Here is a 17,827-nt window from a genome sequence, read left to right on the forward strand (position 1 = left end):
AGGTCTACAATCCAGACCGCGATGCTGCGGGTGACCTCCGCAGCGACATCGATCGACAGGAGGCGCAAATGGCTGGTGAATGGGTTCCGCGCGACCCGAACATGGACGCTCCCGTCCCGGTGATCTCCGTGCGATCGATCAGGCTGCCGGACCCGGCTCGCGGAGAGGATCTGCAGGTGCGAGTGTCGGCGCCGGTAACCGGCAGCGGTCTGCCGGTCGTTCTGTTTTCGCATGGTTTCGGATCGTCCATGGACGGCTACGCGCCCTTGTCGGACTACTGGGCCTCACACGGCTTCGTCGTGATCCAGCCGACCTATCTCGACGCGCGTCGGCTCGGTCTACCCGAGCACGATCCCCGCCGGCCGACGATCTGGCGGACACGGGTGAGCGACGCGAGACATGTCCTCGATCAGCTCGATGCCGTGTTCGGGCAGGTCCCCGACCTTTCGGGGCGGGTCGACGCAGGCCGGCTTGCCGCGGCGGGCCATTCGTTCGGAGGTCAGACGACCAGCCTGCTCCTGGGCGCGAGGATGGTCGGGACGGGCGGCGGCGAGGACATGTCGGATGCGAGGATCAAAGCCGGCATTCTCTTCGCCTCGGGCGGCGAAGGCGGCGATGACCTCAGTCCACTCGGTCGCCAGATGACGCCCTACCTCGACATGTCGTTCGATCAGATGCGCACACCGACCCTCATCGTCGCAGGCGACGCCGACCGCTCCCCCCTGACTGTCCGGGGACCGGACTGGTTCCATGACCCTTACGATCTGGCGCCCGGCCGCAAGGCTCTTCTGACCTTGTCCGGCGGAGAACATATGCTGGGAGGCATTTCCGGCTACGGCGTCACCGAGACCACAGACGAGAACCCGGATCGCGTCGCCCTCATCCAGCGTGTCACCCTGGCCTATCTCCAACTCTACCTTCTGGATAGGGACGCCGGATGGTCGGCGATCCAGGCAGGGTTGGTGGATCGAGAAGAGAACACCGCCACGCTTAGACGAAAGTAGAATCTAGCACACGAATGCTTCCTCAAAGTCGCTCCAACCTGTCGTGACCGCGAACGTGCCGGGCGGCGAGTCTTCTGGGCAGCGCTGGGCCGGTGACCAACACACTACCAACGCACTAGGAACAGGCCGGTCCGGGCCAGATTGGGAGGCTCGAGCGCGGCTTCGATGGATCGGAGAAGCCTCGCACAACCGGAACAATGCGCGCCGGAAATCAGGACGGCGGCGGTGCGCCGCAGGACAATCGATCGTCGGGTCGTATGCGTAGGGTCTGCCCTCTCGTTGACCATCCGTCGTCGCCGAGTGGAACTTGAGCGGCTTGCCGTCGAACACCGCCTGCGGGTCGATGGCAGTTGAACAACGCACTGCGCGGCTCGCGACGGGAGAGGAGTGTGATCACTTACCCCGATGGGGTCGCCGGAGGTAATTCAGCCATATGCCTCAGGAACACCTTATCGCTGGCGACAGGACCAGTCACTTTTCCGAAACGGGTAACTGCCGCAAGCTCCGGAGAGGTCAGCCGATCGAAAGCGAACTGCGCTGCGCCCTGACGATCGGAGAACCCCGCGAACATGATGGTCCGAATGCACGATCCCAAAGTCCTGAGCATGAAATCGCACTGCTCTTCCCCATTCAAACCCAGGCTCGCGAAGCTCTCGCCTGAGTGGACGATCTTGTTCCGAACAGAATAATGCTGATCGAAGGTGGCCAACCGCACGGAGAAGTCTGCGGCGTCTCCGGTGGAAGCATAAGCCGTGACCCAGAGGCGCTGACGGTCGCCGACCAATCTGCCCGGGTCGCATAGCGCGTCGATCGCGTAGACGAGATGCAGAAAGGACGCTTCCAGCTCTACGAGATAGAAGGAGCGGTTCCACGCCCGTAGCGCGCCCTTGAGCGCCAGAGTGATCTCGTCCGCATCGACGGTGTCCACGACGAGGTCCGAGAGCGGTTGGGCCATTCCGAGATGCCCGGACTCGACCTCAAGCCCAAGCCAGTTATTCATGACGCGCAACACATAGGGTTTGCCCCCCAGTGTTCGCGGCTTCGGCGTTTTGCCAACCGGCTTGATATGGGCAAGCGCAAACTCTCCAACCCACCCCGGCTTCGCTGGTAGACACTCGAGCCGCGCGAAATGGCACAGGTCGAAGCGGATCGGATCAAGAGCGTGATCGGCATCCTCCATCACGATTCTCAGCAGCGCCGACTGCCCATCAAACGAGCCCTCTGCCGCGTAGAACGCCGAAAGCGGCAGCTCTACCGTCCGCTCGATAAGGGCATGCGCCAGCAATCCAGTCGTACCCGACGCTCGCCCATCCGGCGCCCAGCTGGGCGTAACGTCCGCTCCGGGAACCTCACAGAGCTCGCTCCAAGCGTGATCGGCCAGGGCGATATCCTCACCGTCGACGGGCGCGTGAAAGCGGGTTTGGCCCAGCCCGAACGGCGCCTCGAGCCTCAGACCCTCAACAGGGACGAGGCAGGTGCAGGCGACCGTCCGATCTCCGGCCAAATGCGCGAGCGACATTGAGGGATTTCGAGGATCCAGGAGTTCGAGCGCCAAAAACGAGAATGCGGCCTGAAAATCGTCGAAAGCGGTTTCGGGATCGTAGTCGGCGCCATCGTCGCGCTTGAAACAGAGGCCGTCGCCTTCCGGAAACGCGCTGGCAAAGTAGCCTTTCGCGGAAATCGCCGCGATGGCCACGTTCAGACCTGTCTCTTGCGCTTCAGGCAATGTGCCTGGCCAAAGGATGTTGCCCAAGGCATCGCCCACCGGGTGCAGCAGTCCTGCTCCGACCCGCTCCACTCCAGTCATGCGTAGACCTCCGCTCGAAAGACCCGGCGCCCTATAGCGTAACCATAACTTGCATCGTTATCCGTTACGGCTCCAATATCCCGTGATGACTCTGACCCTCACAGCTTTGCCGTTCGGGACGACCCTTGCCCGTCAGATGGCGAAGCAAAACCTCACGCGGTTCAATCACGCCTTCTGGGTCGGTGAGCGAGGGTTCGATCACCTCGCAGGTGGATTCGACAAGATCACGTTCCCCCCGGAGACGCCCGCCAGCCATGGGATATACAAGTCAGAACCAGAGTGGATCGCGGGCGCAAACGAGCACCGGATCTGGACACGCCAGTATGTGCTGGTGTCCGCCGCCTCTCTGCTGGAGGTGTACCTCAGCTCGGCGACCACAAGCGCCTTGCGAGCTCAACCTGGACTGGTTGATCCGTCGCTGACGGGCCAGGACGGATATCTCTATCTGATGGGCAAGAAACCCACGCCGACCGGATGGAACAGGGCGCTCAAAGCGAAGGTCGCCACATTTACAAAGGGCGTATGGAAGGACAGGCTCAAAAATCTGGAAGCCGTCTTCGGCACGCTTCCAGCTAAGGCATGGGCACTGGAGCCGAAGCTGCAGAAGCTCCAGGATACACGCAACGACATCGCTCACGAGTTCGGTCTCGATGGCCCTCGGCGCTCTGCCCAGTGGCAGACGATCAAGCATATCGAGCCCAGCTTCTCGGACTGCGAGACAGCGATCAAAGCGGTTTCGGCGATGATCGCATCAATCGATGCCCCCGTTTTCGGCCCTCGGATCGGCGGCCATGAGATCCTTTACCAGTATCATCTCTGGGCCCAATCCAATCCCCGCTCAGGCAGTTGGCATGTCGCCGGCAGCGCAGCAAATCTCTTCCGAGACCATATCGGCGCCCTGACGAGCGCGCCTCTTGGCGCGGACTACGCAAAGACAATCGCAAACTACTATCACCGCCTTTGACAACGTCTGGCGACCCTGCCCGCGCGGACAAAGCCCAACACCGATGACCGGACGGATCTGGCCTCAACGCGCAGTTGGTGCGAACCGATCGAGTGACGTCGTCTTACCTTGAAGGCTTCGGGTCTCGGCAAAGGCGCCAACGCAGTAGCAATCCCTGCATCACCAGATCATCACGCAGAAAGCTTGGCTAGCGCCCCGTGGGCGCGGGTTGGCCGGCGCAGCGGGCTGCTCTGTTGGCCCGCCGAAACAATCATCCGGAAACATACTCCCGCCGGCTTGGACACAGTCAGACGGCGGAGCAGGGCGATTTCTGCCGACTTTCAACGTGATCCCCAAACACGTCGTCTCTAACGCCGAAGACGTGCGAACCATGGCCAGATCGGTCCGGACCCTTTTCATTCATTTAGCGCTAAGTTAATGGATTGCTGGTGACAGGCGGAGGGCTACATGACCAATCAGGTGCCACTGGGGGCGATCCTTGCGCATCACGCGGGGGTCGATGCTCAGCGCATAGCGATCCGCATCGGTGATCGTTCGATCCGCTACACTGAGCTGGACATGCTATCGAACCGGCGCGCCCGCGCCTTTTCAGCCAAGGGTGTCGCGCACGGAGATTTTGTGACCGTTGCGCTGCCGAATGGCCTCGCATTCTACGAGACGATCTTCGCGATCTGGAAACTGGGCGCCGTGCCCAACATCGTCTCGGCCAAACTCGCACGTCCCGAACTCGAAGCCATCATCGACCTGGTGCGACCGCGGCTTTTCGTCGGCGCCGAGCCGCCGCCCGGCCTGAACGCGATCGGGCCCCACGAGCCGATGGACGCCATGTCGGCCGATCCCCTGCCGGTGGCGATCTCGCCGAACTGGAAAGCGATGACCAGCGGAGGCTCCACCGGCCGGCCCAAGGTGATCCTCGATGCGATGCCGGGGCAGTGGGATTCCACCGAAGGTTTCCTGACACAGAGGCCGGGCGACGTGATCCTGAATCCCGGACCGCTCTACCACAACGCCCCGTTCCACTGCGTCACGATGGGGATGTTCACCGGCGCGACCGTTATCGAGATGGAGCGGTTCGACGCCTTGCGCGCCCTTGAACTGATCGAGGCTCACGGCGTCACCTGGGTGACGATGGTGCCGACCATGATGCAACGCATCTGGCGGCTGGGCCCGGACGTCCTTTCGCGCTTCAGCCTGCCCAGCCTGCGCATGGTGCTGCATATGGCGGCGCCCTGCGCGCCCTGGCTGAAGGAAGCCTGGATAAACTGGCTCGGGCCGGACAGGGTGTGGGAGTATTACGGCACCACCGAAGGCACCGGCTCGACGATCATCTCCGGACGGGACTGGCTCGAACACAGGGAATCGGTCGGCAAGGTCCGCGACGGCTACGCCCTGCGGATCCTTGGACCGGAGGGCGAGGATCTTCCTGCCGGCGAGGTCGGCGAGGTTTTCTTCAGGCCCGAAGGCGGGGCCGGATCGACCTATCGGTATCTGGGAAGCGAGGCCCGGCGCATCGGCGAGTGGGAGGCGCCGGGCGACCTCGGCAGCCTCGACGCGGCGGGCTATCTCTATCTGTCCGACCGGCGAAACGACCTGATCATTTCGGGCGGGGCCAACATCTACCCCCAGGAGGTGGAAGCGGCGCTCGAAGCGCACCCGGGCGTCAGGGGCAGCGCAGTCATCGGCCTGCCGGATGACGAGTGGGGCGCGCGTGTCCACGCCATCGTTCATCGCGTCGGAGAAGACGGGCCTGACGAGGACGCCCTGCTCGCCTTCCTCGCCACGCGCCTGACCCGCTACAAAATGCCCAAACGGATCGAGTTCACCGACGAGCCGCTTCGCGACGAAGCCGGCAAGGTGCGTCGGGCCGCTCTTCGCAAGGCCCGGCTACCGGTCGGAGACTGACTTCGACCGGGGGCGGGGCCTGCCGGCGCGGCGTTTCGGAGCAGGTCGCGTGCGACGCTGCGTGTGCAGGGCGTTGAAGCCCGCCGACATGAAGGTGACGAAACGCTCCCGCACGGCCTCGAAATCGTCCGAAGCGCACAGACCGTCCGACAGACGATCGATCCGGCCGGTTCGCGACAGGATCAGCGAATAGGCGCCGGAGGTGAACTGGAAGCTCCAGAACAGGTCCTCCGGATCGGCGTCCGGCAGAGCCTTTCGCAACAGGCCGATCAGTCTCAGGACCAGGGGGTCGAAGTACAGATCCATCTTCTCGGCGCCATAGCCTGGCGCATTGTTGACCTGTGCGAAGATGCGCCCGAAGTTGCGCCATCCCTCGTCGCCGTTGATGTAGACGTCGAAGGCGCGATCGTAATAGGCAATCAGCGCGCCCTCCACCGTGGGATGGTCTCCAACCTCCTCCGCGTAGGCGTCGAGGCCGGCGGTGCGGGCTTCGACGGCGTAATCGACCCGACGCTGGAAGACCGCGTCGAACAGAGCCTGTTTGCCGTCGTAATAGTAGTGGATCAGGGCCGGATGGATGCCCATCTGGTCGGCCACATCCTTGATCGTGACGCCGAAATATCCCCGTTGCGAGAACAGGTCCTCCGCCGTGTCGAGAATCAGTCTGACGGTCGCGGCGCGCTGCTCGGCGCGGGTGCGGCGCCCTGAGGCTTTCGCCGTCGATGGCATTCGGTCGGGTTCCCGGTTCGATCTTGTTCGCGAACGATGAGGCAGGGCCGGCGCCCGGTCAAGGATGAAGGGCGAGTTGGTTTAGCCGCGATTGAATGAGCTTGACGATCAGTTTTTATTTAGTGCTAAATAAACGAACTAGGGAAATCGCCCGTCTCGGGCGTCGACATCAGAGCGGTAAAACCGCCGGTCGGGGAGGACAAACGGATGATGATCGCTTCAGGATCGAGGGGGCGGCTCGCCCTCGGCGGATCGCTCGCCGCCATGGCTCTGGCTCTGGCGCTGCCGCAGTCGGCGATGGCCCAGTCGGCGCAGGAGCCGCCGCCCGCGCAGGACGACGCGGCCAGCGTGCTGGACGAGGTGATCGTCACCGGCACAAGCATTCGCGGCGTTCCGCCCACCGGATCCAATCTGATCAGCGTGTCGCGGGAGGACATCGAGACCCTCGGCGCAGCCAATACGCCCGATCTTCTCGCGACGGTGCCGCAGCTGAACAGCTTCAACACCGCCCCCTCGCCCAGCCTCGGCGGCGTGGGGTCGTTCGCCCCGGGGCTGCGCGGTCTTCCCGCCAACGCCACCCTGCCGCTGATGAACGGCCACCGTCTGGTCGCGGCCGCGGCCAACGAGACCAATCCGGACTTTCCGCTAATCCCCGCCCTCGCCCTGGAACGGGTCGAGGTCGTCGCGGACGGGGCCTCGTCCATCTACGGCTCGGATGCGGTAGCCGGCGTGGTCAACTTCATCACGCGACGCGGCGTGTCCGGGCTGGAGACGATGGCCAGCTACGGCGTCGGAGACGACTATCACAGCGGCCATGTCGGGGCCCTGGCGGGCCGCACCTGGAGTACGGGATCGCTTCTGGCCGCCTATCAGTACACCCGCACCGACAACATCACCGGCGGTGACCGCGACTATCGACAGCAGGACTTCCGCGACTTCGGCGGCATCGACACCCGGGGCGTCAACTGCCCGTCGCCGAACGTTCTGGTGAACACCACATTCTACGCGGTCAACTACGCCGCCCCGGACCTGGCCCCGAACACGCGGAACTTCTGTGACAACGGCGCTCCGGCGGACCTGCTCCCGGCCGCCCGGATCCACGCCGGCTTTCTTTCGGGTCGGCAGGACCTCGGTGAACTGGCCACAGTGTGGGGCGAGCTCCTGTACACCGACCGCCGCGAGGAAATCCGGGTCTCCCCTCCGGTTCAGTCCGTCGCCATCTCCAGCACCAACCCGTTCTTCCGCGCGCCCCCGGGCACGGGTGCTACGACCGAGTTGGTTCTCTTCCGCCCAGACAACCTGATCGGGGACGATCACTTCACCAATCTGGATGACCGCAAGGTCGGCAACGCCTCCGCCGGGCTCGACATTCGTCTGCCCCGGGAGTTCGACCTGAGCGTCTACGGCACCTTCGGATGGGCCGAGAACATCGCCTATCTGCCGGCGATCAACGCCGCCGCCCTGGCCGCCGCGGCGGCGGGGACGACGACCTCGACCGCGCTTGATCCATTTGGTTCCGGCACCGCGCCCGGGATCGTGGCTGGCATTCTGAACTCCTCGACCTTCTTGACCATCGATCAGCGCACCCAGCTCGGCGCGATCAGGCTGACCGGGCCGCTGTTCGACCTGCCGGCCGGTCCCATCAAGATGGCCCTCGGCGTCGAAGCCCGGCGCGAGACCTTCGAGCAGGCGGGGTTCGTCGGCGCCACCCCCGTTCCCGAGGATCTCGAACGGGACATCGCCTCGGTCTATGGCGAACTGTTCATCCCGCTGATCGGGTCGGACGCCCCCTCGCCGTTCGCTCGAAGTCTGTCGATCTCCCTGTCGGGCCGTTACGACGACTACAGCGACTTCGGCTCCACGAGCAATCCGAAGGTCGGGGTCCAATGGGAGGTTCTCGACGGCCTTTCGCTGCGCGGATCCTACGGCCAATCGTTCCGCGCGCCCGGCATGCGCCAGGTGGGCGCCACGGTGGGCGCCTATTATCTGGACGCCGCCACCGCGGCCGTCGCGGCCAACGATCCCACACGCGGCGCCAATCAGGTGGCCACCGTCTATCTGCTGGGCGGAAACCGCAACCTTCAGCCGGAAGAAGCCACCACCTATTCGTTCGGTTTCGACTGGCGCCCCGCCTTTCTGACGGGGTTCGGCGCGAGCCTGACCTGGTACGACATCGAATACACCAATGTGATCGGGACGCCCTCGGCGGCTGTGGTCTTCACCGACCCGACCTTCACCTCCATCGTCTATCGCAACCCGAGCGCGACCGAGCTGACGGGCCTGTTGACCGGCGCGGTGCCGGTCAACCTGCCGAGCCCCCTGCCCGCCATCGGCAATTTCCTCGATCTGCGCCTCAACAACTTCGGGGTCCGCAAGACGGACGGTGTGGATTTCGACGTCAACTATCGCTGGTCGACGGCCTTCGGGTCCATGTATGCCGACCTCGCCGGCAACTACATCCTCAACTTCGACACCCAGCTGTCTCCGGCGGCGCCCGTCGCCGACAGTCTCCGCCTCGGCGTCTCCCGGGCCACCGCGCGCGCCACCCTGGGGGCCGTCATGGGAGACATCAGTCTGGCCGGCTTCGTCAACTACCGCGACGGCATCCGCAACAACTTCACGACCCCGACCGGGATCGGCTCCTACCGGGCCGACGCCTATGTCACCGTCGATCTGCGCGCGTCCTGGACCTTGCCGGACACGGGCTGGTCGAGCGGGACGACCCTGGGACTTCAGATCAACGATCTGTTCGACGAGACCCCGCCCTTCTTCCCGGCCACGGACGGGATCGGCGGCGCCTATAATCCGATCGGCAGGTTCGTCGGCCTGAACCTGCGCAAGAGCTTCTGAGTCGGCGCATCCTCCCCGATGGCCCTCCAGCTTCCCCCGCGCGAGATCGGTTTCAATCCCGATCGGCTCGCCGCCATTCGGCCGGCGCTCGAGGCGTTCGTCGACAGAGGCGAGCTCAGCGGCGTCGTCACCCTCGTCACCCTCGGCGGCGAGACGGTTCAGTCCGAGGCGATCGGGTGGAGCGATCTGGAGAGCCGGCGCCCCATGCGCGCCGATACGCTCTTCCGCATCGCCTCGATGACGAAGCCGGTAACGTCCCTGGCCGCGCTGATGCTCGTCGAGGACGGGCGGATCGCGCTGGACGACCCCATCACACGCTGGATCCCCGAACTGGCCGATCTCGACGTGATGCGCGACCCGGCGGGACCGCTTGAAGCGGTGACGCCCGCGCACCGGCCGATCACGGTGGAGGATTTGCTGACGCATCGCTCGGGCCTGGCCTATGCGCCCTTTTCGGAGGGGCCCCTGAAGCAGGCGTATGAAGCGGCTCTCGGCGATCCCGGGATGAACCGCATGACGGTGGACGACTGGCTGGCCGCGCTGGGCCGGCTTCCCCTCGCCTACCCGCCGGGGGACCGGTTCCACTACGGCCACTCGTCCGACGTGCTCGGCTTCCTCATCGGCCGGGTGCTCGACAGACCGTTCCGCGAGGTTCTTCTTGAGCGCGTTCTGCGCCCTCTCGGCATGTCGGACACCGACTTCTGGCTGCCGCCCGCCGAGCGGCCCCGCCTGGCGACGCTCTATGCTCACGACGAGCGGGACGGAGGGCTGAAACGCGTCGACACGGAGATGTACGACGCGCCTCCGGCCTACACGCCCGGCGGCGGGGGCCTCATCTCCACCGCCGCCGACTATCACCGGTTCGCCCGGCTCGTTCTGGGACGGGGTGAGACGGACGGGGTCAGGCTGGTGCGACCCGAGACCCTGGCGATGATGACCCGCAACCGGCTTACGCCGGCCCAGCGGCGTGTCCCGTTCGCCGGTATGGACCTGTGGACCAAGTCGGGGTTCGGTCTGGGGCTGTCGATCGCCGAGGACCTGACGGACAATCCTTATTCCGTCGGGTCGGCGGGCGCCGTCACCTGGCCCGGCGTTTTCGGCACCTGGTGGCAGGCGGATCCGGTGCATGATCTGGTCATGATCTATCTGATCCAGCATCAGGTGCCCGTCTCGGCCCGATCGGGATCGACGGTGGCCACCGGGAGGGGAGCGGCGGGACGAAAGGCCCTGCCCATCTTCCAGCACGGTGTTTACGACGCCCTGACCGGTCGCGCCGAGGCCGGGTCATGAGGCCGGCCGGCGGCGCTACGCGGAAAGCCGACGCGGTCGTTCAGGGCGATCGCATCCGCTTTCTCGATCAGGGCGAGGGCGATCCCGTGCTGCTCGTCCACGGCGCCTACGGCCGGGGCGATGTTTTCGCCCGCTCGCCCTTCGGACTCGCCCTGTCGAGCGGCCGTCGGATCATCGCACCGGACGCCCTGGGTCATGGCGACAGCGACGCGCCGGCGGATCCGGGCGCCTACGGCCCCGATCGCCGGGCCGACCATCTGGCCGCGGCGCTCGACGCGGCCGGCGTGGAGCGGGCGCACGTGGTCGGATACTCCATGGGCGGCTGGGCGGCCTCGGCCCTGGCGACCCGTCACCCGGATCGCATCGCCTCCCTGGCGATCGGCGGCTGGGACGTGGTGGACGGCATGTACACGCCGGCGAAGGCCTGGGGATTCGCGGAGATCACCTACGACGTCCTGACCGCCCTGGTCCGGCAGGGCCGACCCGAGCTGCTTGAGGACGTCACACCGGAGCGCGAGCCGGGGCTGGCCATGGCGATCAACGCCATGAACACCTTGGCGGGCCTGGCCGAGGGCGTCGCCGCCTGTCCAGCCCCCACCGCGCTGTGGATCGGCCGGGACGATCTTTATCACGACGCCGGCCGCCGGTTCGCCGAGGCGACGGGCTGTCGGTTCATCAGCCTGACCGGCGATCATGAGACGGTCATCCATACTCACGGCGCGGCCGCGGCGGCGCGGGTGTCGCATTTCATCGAGACCAGCGGAGAACAAGCATGACCCCCACCCTGGCCGCCGAACAGTCGGCGGCGGTGGCCCGCGCGGCGCCCCTCGGGGTCCGCTTCAAGTCCGCCTACGGCGCCGGCGCCATGGCCGACGGCGTCGTCGCCGCCGGCTTCGGCTTCTTTCTCCTGTTCTACCTGACCGCCGTGTGCGGCATGTCCGGAACGCTCGCGGGGACCGCCAAGCTGATCGCCCTGCTTATCGACGCGGTCGCCGATCCGGCCATCGGCCTGGCCAGCGACCGGCTGCGCTCACGCTACGGCCGGCGCCTTCCCTTCATGGTGGGCGGACTGCTGCCGTTCGCCGCCGCCTTCGGCCTGCTGTTCTCGATGCCCGCGTCGCTGAGCGGCGCGACGCAGTTCGTCTATGTCACCGTCTGCCTCGTGGTGCTCCGGCTGTCCCTGTCCGCCTTCGTGCTGCCGTTTACCGCGGTCGGGGCCGAGGTCACCGACGATTACAGGGAGCGGGCAAGTATCGTCTCCTTCCGGCTGTCGTTCCAGAACGCCGGCATTCTGGCCGGGGTCGTCCTGGGACTGGGGGTGTTCATGGCCGGACCTGACGGCCTTCTGGACCGGACAGCCTACGTCCCCTTCGCCTGGGCCTGCGCGGCGGTGATGCTCGTGACCGGCGCGATCTCGATCGGCGCCGTGCGCCAGGCCCTGCCGCGCCTTCACGGACCGGAGGCGGGATCGGGCGGCTTCCTGGGCGGATTCGCCCGCGAGATGATCGAGCTCTCGCGCAACCGCTCCTTCCTGGTGCTGTTCGGCACGGTGCTGACCTATTTCCTCGCCTATTCGGCCCACGTCTCCCTGGCCCTGCACGCCAGCCGTTACTTCTGGAACCTCGACACGGGCGCGATCCAGCTCATCCTGCTCAGCGCCACGCTCGGCCCCCTTCTGGGGGCGCCCCTCAGCGCCTACGCCTTGCGCCGCATCGAGAAGCGCACGCTCTCGATCGCCGCCTTCCTCGCGATCGCGCTCTTCCTCGTCTGGCCGCCGCTGCTGCAGCTATACGGGCCGGTCCGGCTGGACCCCGCCGCCGCCACGATCGTCCTGTTCATCAACGGGCTGCTGGTCGGAACCGCGATCATGGTCGGCGGCATCGGCTTCCAGTCCATGCTGGCCGACACCGCCGACGAGCATGAGCATCTGTTCGGGGTGCGCCGGGAGGGCCTGTTCTTCTCCGGCCTGACCCTGGCGTACAAGGCCGCCTCGGGTCTCGGCGGTCTGATCGCCGGGCTCGCGCTCGACGCCATCCGTTTCCCGACCGACCTCGCGTCCCGGGCGCCCGGCGCGGCCATCCCGGGAGAGGTCCTGGAGAAGTTGGCGCTGATCTCCGGCCCGCTTCCGGCGGCCTTCGCGGCGCTCTCGCCGCTCTTCCTCATCGGCTATCACCTGACGCGCAAGCGCCATGCCGAAATCATCGCAGACCTGGAACGGCGCAAGGGCGTCCCCGCGCATCCGACGGAGCCGACGGCGTGATCCGGCTCGACGGAAGGGTCGCGGTTGTGACCGGTGCGGGCGGCGGTCTCGGCCGCGCGCACGCCCGGCTGCTTGCGCGACGGGGCGCCAAGGTGGTCATCAACGACATGGGCGACGCCGCACAGGTTGTGGCCGATGAGATCCGGGCCGAAGGCGGCGAGACGTTCGCGGCCACAGGGTCGGTGACGGACCGGGCCTTCGTGACCGGCATGATCGATCAGGCCATGGCCAAATGGGGCCGGGTCGACATTCTGGTGAACAACGCCGGCGTCCTGCGCGACAAGACCTTCGCCAAGATGGAGCTGGACGACTTCCGCTTCGTCGTCGACGTGCACCTGATGGGGGCGGTCAACTGCACAAAGGCGGTGTGGGAGATCATGCGCGGGCAGACCTACGGCCGGATCGTGATGACGACTTCTTCGTCGGGCCTCTACGGCAACTTCGGCCAGTCCAACTACGGCGCCGCCAAGATGGCGCTCGTCGGCCTGATGCAGACGCTCGGTCTTGAGGGCGAGCGTTACGGGATCCGGGTCAACTGCCTGGCGCCGACCGCCGCGACCGGGATGATGGAGGGCATCCTGCCCCCTGAACAGCTCAGCCTGCTCGATCCCGACCGGGTGAGCCCCGCCATGTTGGCGCTGGTCGCGCAGGACGCGCCGGATCGCGTCATCCTGTGCGCCGGCGCGGGCGGCTTTGAAACCGCCCGCATCCTCCTGACGCGGGGCGTTCATCTGCCCGATGGTCCGGACACGGCCGAGGCCATCCTGGCGCGTCTCGCCGACATCGGGGATCTTTCGGACGCGTGGACGCCCCGGGACGCGCTCGAACAGAGCCGGCTCGAACTGCACAAGGCCGGCTACACCACGCCGGGGAGCGCCTGACGTGATCACTGGATGTACGCGCAAGATCGCAGCGCTTCTCGCCGCAGGCGTCGCCCTGACCGCGACGCCCGTCGCCGCCCAGACGCAAACGATCCTCGAGGCGCCGGCGGGGCGTGTTCGTGGAGAGCAGGACGGCGCGGTTCGCGTCTTCCGCGGACTGCCCTACGCCGAGGCTCCCGTCGGCTCTCGGCGATGGCGCCCGCCTGCCCCGTCCCCCTCCTGGGGGGGCGTTCGCGACGCGACCCGGTTCGGGGCCGCGTGTCCGCAGCCCGCCTCGCCGTTCCACGATCACGCGGCGGTCAGCGAGGACTGCCTGTTTCTGAACGTCTGGACGTCCGCCGGAGCGCAGGACGCGCCGGTCCTCGTCTGGATTCATGGCGGATCGCTGGTCAGCGGCGCCGGCAGTGATCCCCTCTACGACGGATCGGCCTTCGCTGATCGCGGCGTCGTGGTGGTGACGATCAACTATCGTCTCGGAGCCCTGGGCTGGCTGGCGCATCCGGCGCTGAGCGCGGAGTCGCCCGAGGGAGTCTCCGGCAACTATGGTCTTCTCGACCAGATCGAGGCCCTGCGCTGGATTCAGCGAAACATCCGGGCCTTCGGCGGCGACCCCGGTCGGGTGACCATCGCCGGCGAATCCGCCGGGGCGCTCAGCGCCCTGTATCTGATGACCGCCCCGGAGGCGCGGGGACTTTTTCATGGGGTGATCGCCCAGAGCGCCTACCTCATCACAATGCCGGAACTGCGCGACGGCCGGTGGACGGACTGGCCGGACGCGGAAACCGCCGGGGCCGCCCTGGCCGACCGGCTCGGCGCCCCGAGCCTGGAGGCTCTTCGCGACCTGGACACCGCCGCCCTCGTCGGCAGCGATGCGCGGAGCCCGTGGATCCCGCTCGGCGTCATCGACGGGCGGCATCTCCCGCGCCAGCCGATCGAGGTCTTCGATCGGGGCGATCAGGCGGACGTGCCGCTCCTCGCGGGTTACAACGAAGGCGAGATCCGGTCGCTCCGCTTTCTTCTTCCGCCCGCGCCCGCGGATACGGAAAGCTATGAGCGCGAGATACGCGCGCGCTACGGCGATCTGGCGGAGGCCTTTTTACGCAACTATCCGTCGGCCGACCTCGACGCCAGCCGGCTCTCGGCCACCCGCGACGCCCTTTACGGCTGGACGTCGGAGCGGATCGTCCGCGACCAGACGGCGCTGGGTCAGGCCGCCTTTCTCTATATGTTCAACCATGGCTATCCGGCTGCCGAGGCGGCGGGCCTGCGCGCCTTTCATGGCTCCGAAATCCCCTTCGTTTTCGGCGGCATCGACGCCACGCCCGGTTACTGGCCCGCCATCCCCGCAACCGCGACAGAGCAACGGCTCTCTGACGCCATGACCGACTTCTGGGCGGGTTTCGCGCGGGACGGCCGCCCCGGCGAGGTCGACGGCGTCCGCTGGTCCCCCTATGGGGAGGACCGCGACTACATGGCCTTCGAGAACGCGCCCATCATGCGCGCGGCGCCGCCCAACGGCTTCGACCTCGTGGAAGAGGTGGTGTGCCGCCGACGCGGCGCAGGCCTGGCCTGGCACTGGAATGTCGGCACCATCGCGCCCCCATTGCCTGTCCTCGGCCTTGGCCCTGGCGAGAACCGGGAACCTGAATCCTGCGGCCTCGGCTTTGGGCGCCCGGTCGCGAACACGCCTGAGCGCCCTGGCTCAGGATTGTCGGCCACCGCTGAGCGGCGCAGGAGGTGAAGCACGGCGCCCTCGCCACGCCAATCAGAAGCGCGGGTCGCAAGGGGGGCCGCCGCGAAATGGAAGGAGAGCGGGTCGCGACGGGGCTCGACCGAAACCTCGCTTGGGAGGGTGATCAACTGGTGCGGTTGACGACGGGCCGCCGACGCGGCGGAATAAGACATCCGCATTCTCCCGTTCAGGCGATCAGGATGATGACGTTGAGGCGCTCGACACTGATTCCATCCCCCGCCGCCTTGGGCCGCAGCCTGCGACGCTGGCGCTTGCTCAACCGGGTGAAGCAGGAGTCCCTCGCCGGGCTGGTCGGCGTCGCGCAAACCACGGTTTCCCGCTGGGAATCGATCACCGCAGAACCGGGCCCGCGAGAAGCAAGCGCCCTTCTCGACCTTCTTTCGGCACGTCCGACGACCGCCTCTGACAGGGCGCTACTGGACCTCGTTCGATCGGCCCCGCGGCCCATGCATCTGATCTGCGACCTCTCGCACCGGCTGCTCGCCGTCTCCCCTGCTCGCGAACGCCAATGGCGCGTTTCGCACACCGAACTGCTCGGGGTGTCGCTGTGGCGGTTCGCAACCCCGGGGATCGAGGCTGGAGAGACCCGCCTGGCGTCGGAGGGCTGGTACGAGCCGTTCGCGGAGGATCTGACGGTCTCGACCGACCAGGCGGACTTCCCTGAACTCACCATTCCGACCGGAGACATTCGCTACACGCGGCTGGCGCTGGCGGACGGCGCCTTCGCCCGGCTCGTTCAGTCCTCCGCATAAGTTATTCCTGCGGTGGGCATCGCGCTGCGAGTCTGGTCTGAAACAGAAATGGACACGCCCGACATCAGACGTATCGCCTCCGTGCTGCAATTTCTGAAGGACGTCGAGCCTTTGAAGGACACACTGAGAACCGGTCGGACCTCACAGGGACGTCAGGAGAGCACGGCCGAGCATTGCTGGCGGCTGGCGCTATCGGCGATGTTGTTCGCCGCCGACCGTCCAGACCTCGATTGCCGACGTCTGCTTGAGCTTTGTCTCGTTCATGATCTCGGGGAAGTCGTCGGGGGAGATGTGCCGGCGCCGCTGCAGGTGAACGATCCGGACCGAGCCGCCCGCGAACGCGCTGACCTGACCACTCTTGTCAGAACGCTGCCGCGCGATCTCGCCGATATGATCCTTGCGCGTTGGGACGAGTACGCCGACGCCATGACGCCGGAGGCCCTTGCAGCCAAGGCTCTCGACAAGCTGGAGACCATGACCCAGCACCTCGCTGGGCGGAACGCCGAAGACTTCGATTACAGTTTCAATCTGAGCTACGGGCGCGTCTACACCGACAGCCATCCCCAAACGATGGCTGCGCGTTCCATCGTCGATGGCCAGATGCTCGCGCGTCTCGGCGGCGGTCACGTGACGGCATCGCACCGATCAAACTCTCCGACCTAGCCGATCTCACGGAGGCCTACGCGCAGGTTCGCAATCCGGGCCTCATCGTCAACCGAGCTCCCGTCTGATCCTCTGAGCGCGGCCTTATGGTGGGTGCCCGGCGAGACAGTCGCCCGATGGGAGACGGCGTGGCCGGTCGACCGCGCACGCCATGAGCTGTGAACGCCGCGGCGTACGACTTCAGAGGGCGACTGGAGCCAGACCCGCCTTGCTTCTTCCTCGTTGATAGATCGCGTGGAAACTCCCCCAAAGCGCGTTGACGATGAGACCGACGAGCAGGCTGTCGACCGCGAAGAGGCCCCAGAGAAGCGCGCCCGGTCCGGCGAACGCCATGCCGACGTTGAGCGCCGTATGGGCCACCAGGAGCGGCAGAAAGACCGCGAAATAGATCGCCAGGCCGGGCAGGAGGATGCTGAAGCCACGGCGGATGGACGTGAGCGGACCCGTCACGCGGTCGCCCAGAGGGACCGCGACGCGCCAGCCGGCGAGCAGGACCTGCAGGACGGATGCGAGCAGGAAGGTCGCCACCCCGGCCACGATCGAACCCGCCTTGCCGAGGGAGCTTTCGTCGAGCCATGGGTTCAGTTGGTCGAGGCCGAAGTCGAGAACCAGGAAGACGAGGATGACCGGAACGAAGGCCGCCACGGAAGCGCCGCCGATCGAGGCGGTCTTGAGGCGATCGCCCCCGGTGTGGAGGTAACGGCTCATCCAGAGGCCGCCGATCATCAGGGCCGCCAATTTGACGTAACCGAACGTCATACGGGCCGGATGGCCGGCAAGGGCTTCGGTCTGTTCGAGGTTGTCGAACAGTCCGATGCGCCATTCGATCACATGCTGGGCGAACTCCACGAGCGGCGCTATGAGGAAGACCAGCGGAAAGGCGATGGCGAACCCCCAGCCATACCCGTAGCTCGTCTTGATGTCGGACCACATGATCGGTCTCCGTATCGAAGGTCGGCGGCGGAGGCGTTC

The 17,827-nt window shown here is 66.4% G+C and carries 14 protein-coding genes; 11 read left to right on the forward strand and 3 right to left on the reverse strand.

Translation table 11 applies throughout. From position 1 onward, the window contains the following. Nucleotides 1–68 precede the first annotated feature (68 nt). Complete coding sequence (locus B2Y21_RS09870) at nucleotides 69–1,004, forward strand: alpha/beta hydrolase family protein (protein WP_292059360.1); 936 nt, start codon at nucleotides 69–71, stop codon at nucleotides 1,002–1,004. A gap of 397 nt (nucleotides 1,005–1,401) precedes the next feature. Here the strand turns inward: B2Y21_RS09870 and B2Y21_RS09875 are convergent, their stop codons facing one another. Then, nucleotides 1,402–2,811: a hypothetical protein gene (locus B2Y21_RS09875; protein ID WP_292059362.1), complete on the reverse strand. Its 1,410-nt coding sequence runs from the start codon at nucleotides 2,809–2,811 to the stop codon at nucleotides 1,402–1,404. A gap of 85 nt (nucleotides 2,812–2,896) precedes the next feature. Here B2Y21_RS09875 and B2Y21_RS09880 point away from each other — a divergent pair, with 85 nt between their 5' ends. Further along, nucleotides 2,897–3,775: a hypothetical protein gene (locus B2Y21_RS09880; protein WP_292059364.1), complete on the forward strand. Its 879-nt coding sequence runs from the start codon at nucleotides 2,897–2,899 to the stop codon at nucleotides 3,773–3,775. 447 nt (nucleotides 3,776–4,222) lie between these two features. Then, nucleotides 4,223–5,677 (forward strand): AMP-binding protein, encoded by a 1,455-nt coding sequence (locus B2Y21_RS09885; protein WP_292059366.1) that lies wholly within the window; start codon nucleotides 4,223–4,225, stop codon nucleotides 5,675–5,677. Here the strand turns inward: B2Y21_RS09885 and B2Y21_RS09890 are convergent. Further along, entirely contained in the window at nucleotides 5,660–6,406 is a 747-nt protein-coding gene (locus B2Y21_RS09890) for a TetR/AcrR family transcriptional regulator (RefSeq protein ID WP_292059368.1), read from the reverse strand. The genes B2Y21_RS09885 and B2Y21_RS09890 overlap by 18 nt on opposite strands. Nucleotides 6,407–6,613: 207 nt before the next feature. Here B2Y21_RS09890 and B2Y21_RS09895 point away from each other — a divergent pair, with 207 nt between their 5' ends. Genes B2Y21_RS09895 through B2Y21_RS09930 form a run of 8 tightly spaced genes read left to right on the forward strand, consistent with a single transcriptional unit; the run spans nucleotide 6,614 to nucleotide 16,855 of the window. Further along, nucleotides 6,614–9,256 carry a TonB-dependent receptor plug domain-containing protein gene (locus B2Y21_RS09895; protein WP_292059370.1) on the forward strand — a complete coding sequence of 881 codons (2,643 nt, stop codon included), beginning with the start codon at nucleotides 6,614–6,616 and terminating at the stop codon, nucleotides 9,254–9,256. 18 nt (nucleotides 9,257–9,274) lie between these two features. Further along, entirely contained in the window at nucleotides 9,275–10,546 is a 1,272-nt protein-coding gene (locus B2Y21_RS09900) for a serine hydrolase domain-containing protein (protein ID WP_292059372.1), read from the forward strand. Beyond that, nucleotides 10,543–11,322: an alpha/beta fold hydrolase gene (locus B2Y21_RS09905; RefSeq protein WP_292059373.1), complete on the forward strand. Its 780-nt coding sequence runs from the start codon at nucleotides 10,543–10,545 to the stop codon at nucleotides 11,320–11,322. Before B2Y21_RS09900 ends, B2Y21_RS09905 begins: the two co-directional genes overlap by 4 nt. Continuing rightward, entirely contained in the window at nucleotides 11,319–12,806 is a 1,488-nt protein-coding gene (locus tag B2Y21_RS09910; protein ID WP_292059375.1) for an MFS transporter, read from the forward strand. Before B2Y21_RS09905 ends, B2Y21_RS09910 begins: the two co-directional genes overlap by 4 nt. After that, nucleotides 12,806–13,687 carry an SDR family NAD(P)-dependent oxidoreductase gene (locus tag B2Y21_RS09915; RefSeq protein WP_292059459.1) on the forward strand — a complete coding sequence of 294 codons (882 nt, stop codon included), beginning with the start codon at nucleotides 12,806–12,808 and terminating at the stop codon, nucleotides 13,685–13,687. Before B2Y21_RS09910 ends, B2Y21_RS09915 begins: the two co-directional genes overlap by 1 nt. A gap of 1 nt (nucleotide 13,688) precedes the next feature. After that, nucleotides 13,689–15,428 carry a carboxylesterase/lipase family protein gene (locus B2Y21_RS09920; RefSeq protein ID WP_292059376.1) on the forward strand — a complete coding sequence of 580 codons (1,740 nt, stop codon included), beginning with the start codon at nucleotides 13,689–13,691 and terminating at the stop codon, nucleotides 15,426–15,428. Further along, complete coding sequence (locus tag B2Y21_RS09925) at nucleotides 15,425–16,192, forward strand: helix-turn-helix domain-containing protein (RefSeq protein WP_292059378.1); 768 nt, start codon at nucleotides 15,425–15,427, stop codon at nucleotides 16,190–16,192. Before B2Y21_RS09920 ends, B2Y21_RS09925 begins: the two co-directional genes overlap by 4 nt. Before the next feature lie 48 nt (nucleotides 16,193–16,240). Then, a complete protein-coding gene (locus B2Y21_RS09930) occupies nucleotides 16,241–16,855 on the forward strand; it encodes an HD domain-containing protein (protein WP_292059380.1) in 615 nt (204 codons plus the stop codon). A gap of 180 nt (nucleotides 16,856–17,035) precedes the next feature. Here the strand turns inward: B2Y21_RS09930 and B2Y21_RS09935 are convergent, their stop codons facing one another. Next, the gene (locus B2Y21_RS09935) at nucleotides 17,036–17,788 is read right to left on the reverse strand and encodes a hypothetical protein (RefSeq protein WP_292059382.1); all 753 of its coding nucleotides are present in this window, start codon (nucleotides 17,786–17,788) and stop codon (nucleotides 17,036–17,038) included. Between the last annotated feature and the right edge of the window lie 39 nt (nucleotides 17,789–17,827).

It is taken from the genome of Brevundimonas sp. UBA5936, from assembly GCA_002430835.1.
GTDB lineage: Bacteria > Pseudomonadota > Alphaproteobacteria > Caulobacterales > Caulobacteraceae > Brevundimonas.

Excerpts from the sequence above, each read along its gene's own strand:
- B2Y21_RS09900 (WP_292059372.1), top strand. The coding sequence starts at position 9,275 with ATGGCCCTCCAGCTTCCCCCGCGCGAGATCGGTTTCAATCCCGATCGG.
- B2Y21_RS09905 (WP_292059373.1), top strand. The coding sequence starts at position 10,543 with ATGAGGCCGGCCGGCGGCGCTACGCGGAAAGCCGACGCGGTCGTTCAG.
- B2Y21_RS09895 (WP_292059370.1), top strand. The coding sequence starts at position 6,614 with ATGATGATCGCTTCAGGATCGAGGGGGCGGCTCGCCCTCGGCGGATCG.
- B2Y21_RS09885 (WP_292059366.1), top strand. The coding sequence starts at position 4,223 with ATGACCAATCAGGTGCCACTGGGGGCGATCCTTGCGCATCACGCGGGG.
- B2Y21_RS09870 (WP_292059360.1), top strand. The coding sequence starts at position 69 with ATGGCTGGTGAATGGGTTCCGCGCGACCCGAACATGGACGCTCCCGTC.
- B2Y21_RS09890 (WP_292059368.1), bottom strand. The coding sequence starts at position 6,406 with ATGCCATCGACGGCGAAAGCCTCAGGGCGCCGCACCCGCGCCGAGCAG.
- B2Y21_RS09880 (WP_292059364.1), top strand. The coding sequence starts at position 2,897 with ATGACTCTGACCCTCACAGCTTTGCCGTTCGGGACGACCCTTGCCCGT.
- B2Y21_RS09910 (WP_292059375.1), top strand. The coding sequence starts at position 11,319 with ATGACCCCCACCCTGGCCGCCGAACAGTCGGCGGCGGTGGCCCGCGCG.
- B2Y21_RS09875 (WP_292059362.1), bottom strand. The coding sequence starts at position 2,811 with ATGACTGGAGTGGAGCGGGTCGGAGCAGGACTGCTGCACCCGGTGGGC.
- B2Y21_RS09930 (WP_292059380.1), top strand. The coding sequence starts at position 16,241 with ATGGACACGCCCGACATCAGACGTATCGCCTCCGTGCTGCAATTTCTG.
- B2Y21_RS09935 (WP_292059382.1), bottom strand. The coding sequence starts at position 17,788 with ATGTGGTCCGACATCAAGACGAGCTACGGGTATGGCTGGGGGTTCGCC.